We start from the raw sequence: 6856 nt of genomic DNA on the forward strand, positions 1-6856 counted from the left end.
CGACGGCGCCGTCGAGGTAGTCCTGAGGGTTCGCGACGAAGTCGGCGAGGCCCGCCCAAAGGGCGGCGCGGGTCACTTCGCCGGGGGCGCAGACGCGGATGATGTGTTCGTGAAAGACCATGATCGTTTGAAAAGATGGAAGGCGTCTCAGGCGTCCGCGTGGCGGCGGCTCTTCCCGCCCGTGAGCCGGGCTTCGAGCCACAGGCTGTAGCGCGAGATGATGAAGCTCGAGACGAAGTAGATGAGCGTCACGAAGACGTAGCCTTCGACGAAGTAGGCGCGCCACTGCGCGTCTCCCAAGGCAAGGCGCAGGCTCCCCAGGAGGTCGTACATCGACACCACGGTGACGAGCGACGTGTCCATGAAGCAGGAGAGCAGGCTGTTGACGAAGGCCGGAATGACGGCGACCAGGGCCTGCGGGAGAAGCACCGAGCCGTAGACCTGGCGCTTGGTGAGGCCGAGCGACAGGGCGGCCAAGGTCTGACCCTTCGGCACCGTCTGCAGGCCGCCCCTCACCGTTTCCGCGATGTAGGCCGCCTGGAAGAGCACGATCGCGAGGGCGACGCGCCAGAAGGCGTCCACACGCACGCCCGCGGGCATGAGAAGCGGAAAGATGAAGGTCGCGACGAAGAGCACCGTGATGAGGGGCACCCCGCGCACGAGTTCGATGTAGCCCGCGGAAACCGCCGAGATGATCGGCATTTCGCTGCGGCGCCCGATCGCGAGCAGAATCCCGAGCGGGACGGAAAGCGTCATGCCGACCAACGTCAGCACGACGGTGAGCGGGAGCCCGCCCCACATGTCGGTCGAGATGGACGAGAGCCCGAAGACCCCGCCCAGCATCAGGACGAAGAAGGCGATGAGGGTCGCGGCCCAACCGAGCGCGATGATGCGCGCCCCCCTGCGGTTCCAGAGGCCAGGGAGCGCCGTGACGCAGAGCATGAGGACGACGAGGATCGTCGCGGTCCCGGGGCGCCACTGCAGTTCGTGCGGGTAGCGCCCGAAGAGGATGAGGCGCCACTTCTCGTCGACGAACCCCCAACAGGCGCCCGACGCCTGACGGCAGGCTTCGAGGTCGTTTTGCCAAACGGCCGAGAGGACCGCCCAGTCGAGCGCCTTCCAGCCCGCCAGAAGGACGACCGCCGCGATGAGGACCGTGAGGACGGCCGCTCCGGGCGAGTAGAAGAGCTTCTGGCGCAGGATCGCGAGGAGGCCGGTGCGCGGTGCGTTCGGATGCGTCATTGCGGCGCCCTCATGACAAGCTTGTTGACCGCGTTCATCACGACCGCGATGAGGAGGTTCACCGTGAGGTAGACCCCCATGATGATGCAGATGACTTCGAGCGCCTGCGCGCTCACGTTGATCGTCGTGTTGGCGATGTTGACGAGGTCGGGGTAGCCCACCATGACCGCGAGCGAAGAGTTCTTCGTGAGGTTCATGTACTGGCTCGCCAGGGGCGGAATCGCAAGACGCATCGACTGCGGGAAGATGACGTAGCTCACGGTTTCAAGGAGCGTCAACCCCAGCGCCAGCCCCGCGTCCCACTGACCCGGGCGCACGGCGGCGACCCCGGCGCGGACGATTTCCGCGATGGAGGCCGACGTGAACATCGTGAGCCCCACCCAGAGGGCGAGGAATTCGGGCGTGACGGCGGCGCCCCCGCGCATCGAAAAGCGCGTGGCGACGGGTGCGTCCCACCCGAAGGCAAAGCCCACAGTGAGCCACGCGGCGAAGCCTGCGAGGACGAACGCCCCGGCGGCCGCGACCCCGGCGATGAGCGCCGGTTGGCGGCGAAGCGTCACCTTCCAGGCCCCGAACCCCGCGGCGGCGCCCACCAGCGCGAAGGCCGCCATGGCCCAGCCGCCCAGCTGGGGAACGGCGTAGAGAAGCCCGGTTTTGGAGAGATAGATCCAGTCCCCGAGACTCCACGCATCCCTCACCCCCGGCAGAAGCTCGGTGATGGTGAGGTAGATCGCGAGAAGAAGGACCAGAAGCGGCACGTTTCGGTAGACCTCCACGTGCGCGGCGCCCAGAAAGCGCAGCCCCGGGTGGCGCGAAATCCGCATCACCCCGACGACGATCCCGAGCACCGTGGCGGTGAGAATCGAGAGGACCGAGACGTGAAGGGTGTTGAGGAGCCCGATCAGGAACGCCCGCCAGAGCTGATCGGCGCTCGTGAAGGGCAGAAGCTTCTCACCGATGTCGAAGCCCGCGCGGCCGAAGAGGAACTCAAAGCCGTTGCGGATGTTCTTCGCTTCGAGGTTCTCCGCGACGTTCACGGAGAGCGCCGCAAGCACGCCCACCAAAAGGAGGATGAGCACCGCCTGCAGCGTGTACTCGCGACGGCGGCGGGCCTGCTCGCGTCGGCGCCAGGCCTCGTCTCCGGGAGTGGTCCACAAGCTGTCGCGCCAACGCGCGCCGAATCGCAGCATAGTCGGGTGGTGGTCTGAGAAAACAAGAGAGGCCCCGGAATCCTCCGGAGCCTCGGGCTTGTGAGAGGATCAGCCTCAGCGGATCGGCATGGCGTACATCAGGCCGCCTTCCGTCCAGAGCTTGTTGAGGCCGCGCGGCAGGTTGAGGGCGGAGTTCGGGCCGAAGTACTCGGTCCAGGATTCGCCGTAGTTGCCGACCTGCTTAATAATACGATAAGACCAGTCCTTGTCGAGGCCGAGCATGCGGCCCATGTCCTCGCCGGTGCCGATCAGGCGCTGCACGTCGGGGTTGGCGGACGTCTTGCGGAGTTCGTCGACGTTCGCCTTCGTGACGCCCAGCTCTTCGGCGCCCAGGAACGCGGCGAAGGACCAGCGCACGATCTGGAAGAACTCTTCGTCACCGCGGCGCACGGCCGGACCGAGGGGTTCCTTGCTGATCGTTTCGGGAAGGATCTCGTACTTCGTGGGATCCTGCGCGAGCGTGCGCATGCCCGCAAGGTCGGACATGTCGGTCGTGTAGACGTCGCAGCGGCCCGAAAGGAAGGCGCTCTGCGTCGCTTCGGTCGTGTCGAAGACGACCGTCTTGTAGGTCATCTTGTTCGCGTTGAAGTAGTCGGCGAGCGTCTTTTCCGAAGACGTCCCGGACTGCACGCAGACCGTCGCGCCGTCCAATTCCTTGGCGCTCTTCACGTTGATGTCCTTCGGGACGATGAAGCCCTGACCGTCGTAGTAGGAGACGGCGACGAAGACGGAGCCCTGGCTCGCGTCGCGGGTCATCGTCCAGGTCGTATTGCGCGCGAGCATGTCGACTTCGCCCGACTGGAGCGCCGTGAAGCGTTGGGGCGAGGCGAGCGGCACGTACTTCACCTTTTCGCTGTCGCCCAGAACGGCGGCGGCGACCGCACGGCAGATGTTGACGTCGAGCCCGCGCCACTTGCCCTGGCTGTCCGCGCTGGAGAAGCCCGGCGCGGAGGTGTTGACGCCGCAGAGCAGGTGCCCGCGGGACTTGATGCTGTCGAGAACGGCGCCGGCGGAGGCGGGAGCCGCGGCAACTGCGCCCAGGGCCGCGGCGACGAAGACGGGAAGGAGCTTCATGGGTGCTTTCCTCTCGAAGGGTGGCTGAGTCCGGTGGACGGCGCGGTCCCGCTCTAAGCACTTTTACCGAAGCGGCCGCTATCCGTCGAAAAGCCCTTGGTTGGGTCAAACATGGCCCTCTCAAGGTGCCGTTTGAGTGTAGCGCAAGAACCCGCGGAAACTCGGGCCCCTTCTGAGCCCTTCTCCCTAGAGTTCTTGCCCGAGCGGGAAATGAAAGCGCACAAAATCCACAGAAAACAACGCATTAGAGACGCGTGATAAAATTATTGGGTTCTTGTTTCCAAATGGCGGATGTATGACTTCTCTCCCTCAGGTGTTTGCGCTTTTCGGCCTGGTGTTGCTCAGTGCCTTTTTCTCCGCGGCCGAAATCTCCCTGGCCGCAGCCAGCAAAACCCGGCTCCAATCGCTTGCCGACGAGGGTGACCGCCGTGCCGGCCTCGTGATGGAACTCCAAAACCATCCCGGCCAATTCTTCTCCGCGCTTCAGGTCGTCATCAACGCCGTCGCCCTTTTGGGCGGCATCGTCGGCGACGCGGCCTTCTCGCCCTTCTTCTCGTGGGCGCTGGGGAGCGTCGTGCCTGAGGCGAACTTGAAGCACGTGAGCTTCGCGCTCTCGTTCCTGCTCGCCACCTCGCTCTTCGTCATCTTCGCGGACCTCCTGCCGAAGCGCCTCGCCATCGGCCGCCCCGAAGCGATCGCCATGCGCGTCGTGCGCCCGATGCGGATCATCATCCGCGTGCTGCGCCCGATCGTCTTCGTGCTGGAGCGCTTGTCCGACGCCTGCATCCGCTCGCTCGGGATGCCGACGAAGCGCCAGGAGACGATCACCTCGGAAGACATTCTGGCGAGCGTGGGCGCCGGCACCGCCGCGGGCGTGATCGCCCCGCAGGAAGAAGCGGTGATCCAGAACGTGTTCGAGCTTGAAAGCCGACTCGTTCCCTCCGCGATGACCCCGCGCGAAAACATCGTCTACTTCACGCTCGACGAGTCCGAAGACAGCATCCGCGCGAAGATCGCGACGGTGCCCTACAACCGCTTCCTCGTCTGCGACAAGGACCTCGATCATGTCGTGGGCTTCGTCGACTCCAAGCACCTCCTGCGCTGCGTCCTCGAAGAGAAGCCCATCAACTTCCGCGAAACGGGCCTCGTGCAGCCCTGCCAGTTCATTCCGGACTCGCTCACGCTCTCCGAAGTGCTCGACGTCTTCCAGCGCACGCACGGCGACTTCGCGGTGATCCTCAACGAGTACGCGCTCGTCGTCGGCATCATCACGATCAACGACGTGATGTCGACCGTGATGGCGGACCTCGTCACCACCTCGGACGAACTCCAGATCATCCCGCGCGAAGACGGCACGTGGTTGGTCGACGGCTCGACCCCGATCGACGACCTCGAGCACGCGCTCGGCATCGACGAGCTCCCCGAAGACTCGGCCTACGAGACCGTCGCGGGCTTCATGATGTACATGCTGCGCAAGATCCCGAAGCGCACCGACAAGGTGACGACGAACGGGTTCGCGTTCGAAGTGCTCGACGTCGACAACAACCGCATCGACCAGGTGCTCGTCACCCGCATCAAGACGGTGCAGGACGCCCCCGCGGAAGACTGACGGCGCTTCCCGCCCGATTGAAAAAGCCCCGCAGGACTCACCGGTCCGCGGGGCTTTTCTTCGTCGGAAAAGTCGATCAGCTCGACGTCTTCGCCGTCGTGCGGCGGCGCGTCGTGCGCTTCGGGGCTTCGGCCTTTTCAGCCTTTTCAGCCTTCTCCCCGGCCGCATCGGCCTTGGCGGCCTTCTCCTTAGGCTTACGCTCTTCAAACTTGAAGATCGTGCCCTTCTTCTCGTCGTAGACGAGGAAGGCCTTGAAGGCGCGGCCGGTGCGCTTCGAGACGAAGCCGTCCAAAAGCGGCGTCTTGCCTTCTTCAAGAAGCGCCTTCACTTCGTCCACGCTGATGTCGCGCTGCAGAATGGTCTTCCCGATCCTCATCGGGCACTTGGCCTGATCCTTGAAGGCGGTTTCGCAGACGTAGGCGTCCGCCGTTTCGTGGACCGGCGCGCCGCACTTCGGGCACTTCCCGATGACGGGCGTCTGCATGAATTCGTCGGCGTCGGGTTCGGGACGCTCCTCAAAGTCGAAGCGCATGCCCCATTCGCCCGTGTCGGCATCGCGCTCGAGGACCAATTCGCCCTCAAACGCGAACCCGCGCTTGCTCTGGAAGCCCGCGAGCGGCCCCACGTGGTGCGTCGCGAGCAACTCTTCGACCTCTTCGGGTTCGAAGACGCGCCCCGACGGGTGCTTCGTGAAGGAGAAGTAGCAGCCCGGCGTCGTGCAGCTGAAGCGGCGGTAGCCTTCGACGATCTCGCCGCCGCAGGCCGGGCACCGGTTCTTGCAGTGCATCGGGTTTTCAATCGGCACGCTGTCGCCTTCGTACTGCTTGGCGGCGGCGACGATGTTTTCCGTCATCGCGCGGATGTCCGCCATGAAGCCTTCGCTCGTTTCGCGGCCGGCTTCGATCATGGCGAGCTTCTTTTCCCATTCGGCCGTGAGGCGCGGCTGGGTGAGTTCGTCGATCTTGAGGCCCTTGACGAGCGCGATCAGCTGGAAAGCCTTTGGCGTCGGGACGAGCTCGCGCACGTCGCGGCGGAGGTACTTCTGGTCGATCAAGCCTTCGATCGTCTGGGCGCGGGTCGCCGGCGTGCCGAGGCCCTTTTCGGCCATCGCGTCGCGCAGCTCATCGCTGTCGAGCTTCTTCCCGGCGTTTTCCATCGCGGAAAGAAGCGTCGCGTCCGTGTAGCGGGCGGGCGGACGGGTTTCGTCCGAGACGGCTTCGACGGCCTCGGTGCGCACGCGTTCGTCCTGAACGACCGGAGGGAGGTCCGCGGACTTCTGCGAGCGGCCGGCGGGCTCCAGCCACCCGGCCTTCAGAAGGACCTTGCCTTCCGTGAGGAAGTGCTCACCCTCAACCTTGGTGATGCGGGTCGTGACGTTGTATTCGGCGGCCGGATAGAAGACCGAGATGAAGCGGCGCACGACGAGGTCGTAGATTTTCTGGTCGGTCTCATCGAGCGACTTCGGCAGCTCCCCGGTCGGGATGATGGCGAAGTGGTCGCTGATCTTCGTGTTGTCGAAGATGCGCTTGTCCTGACGGACCCAGCCGTTCGCGAGCACCTCGCCCGTGAACTTCACGTAGGCGTCGATCCCGGCCAACTTCTTCATCGTGTCCTTCACGGTGTCGACGTAGTCCTCGGGAAGCGCGCGGGCGTCGGTACGCGGATACGTGAGCACCTTGTGGCGCTCGTAGAGGCGCTGCGCGATCGCGAGCGTCATCTT

The 6856-nt window shown here is 64.8% G+C and carries 5 protein-coding genes; 1 reads left to right on the top strand and 4 read right to left on the bottom strand.

The genetic code is table 11. The annotated features are described in order from the left end of the window. Positions 1–147: 147 nt before the first annotated feature. From HMPREF9440_RS09035 to HMPREF9440_RS09045, 3 genes are all read right to left on the bottom strand, one after another. Positions 148–1242, bottom strand: coding sequence for an amino acid ABC transporter permease (locus tag HMPREF9440_RS09035; RefSeq protein WP_008543514.1), 1095 nt, complete (start codon positions 1240–1242; stop codon positions 148–150). Further along, a complete protein-coding gene (locus tag HMPREF9440_RS09040) occupies positions 1239–2432 on the bottom strand; it encodes an amino acid ABC transporter permease (RefSeq protein ID WP_008543516.1) in 1194 nt (397 codons plus the stop codon). Before HMPREF9440_RS09040 ends, HMPREF9440_RS09035 begins: the two co-directional genes overlap by 4 nt. 75 nt (positions 2433–2507) lie before the next feature. Further along, positions 2508–3527 carry an amino acid ABC transporter substrate-binding protein gene (locus HMPREF9440_RS09045; RefSeq protein ID WP_008543517.1) on the bottom strand — a complete coding sequence of 340 codons (1020 nt, stop codon included), beginning with the start codon at positions 3525–3527 and terminating at the stop codon, positions 2508–2510. 295 nt (positions 3528–3822) lie between these two features. On the opposite strand from HMPREF9440_RS09045, the gene paeA reads away from it, so the two are divergent. After that, positions 3823–5136: a polyamine export protein PaeA gene (gene paeA / locus HMPREF9440_RS09050; RefSeq protein WP_008543518.1), complete on the top strand. Its 1314-nt coding sequence runs from the start codon at positions 3823–3825 to the stop codon at positions 5134–5136. Positions 5137–5212: 76 nt separating this feature from the next. Here the strand turns inward: paeA and HMPREF9440_RS12255 are convergent. Continuing rightward, on the bottom strand, positions 5213–6856 hold a 1644-nt coding region (locus HMPREF9440_RS12255), incomplete at its 5' end, for a DNA topoisomerase (RefSeq protein ID WP_040765487.1).

Source organism: Sutterella parvirubra YIT 11816 (assembly GCF_000250875.1).
Lineage (GTDB): Bacteria > Pseudomonadota > Gammaproteobacteria > Burkholderiales > Burkholderiaceae_F > Sutterella > Sutterella parvirubra.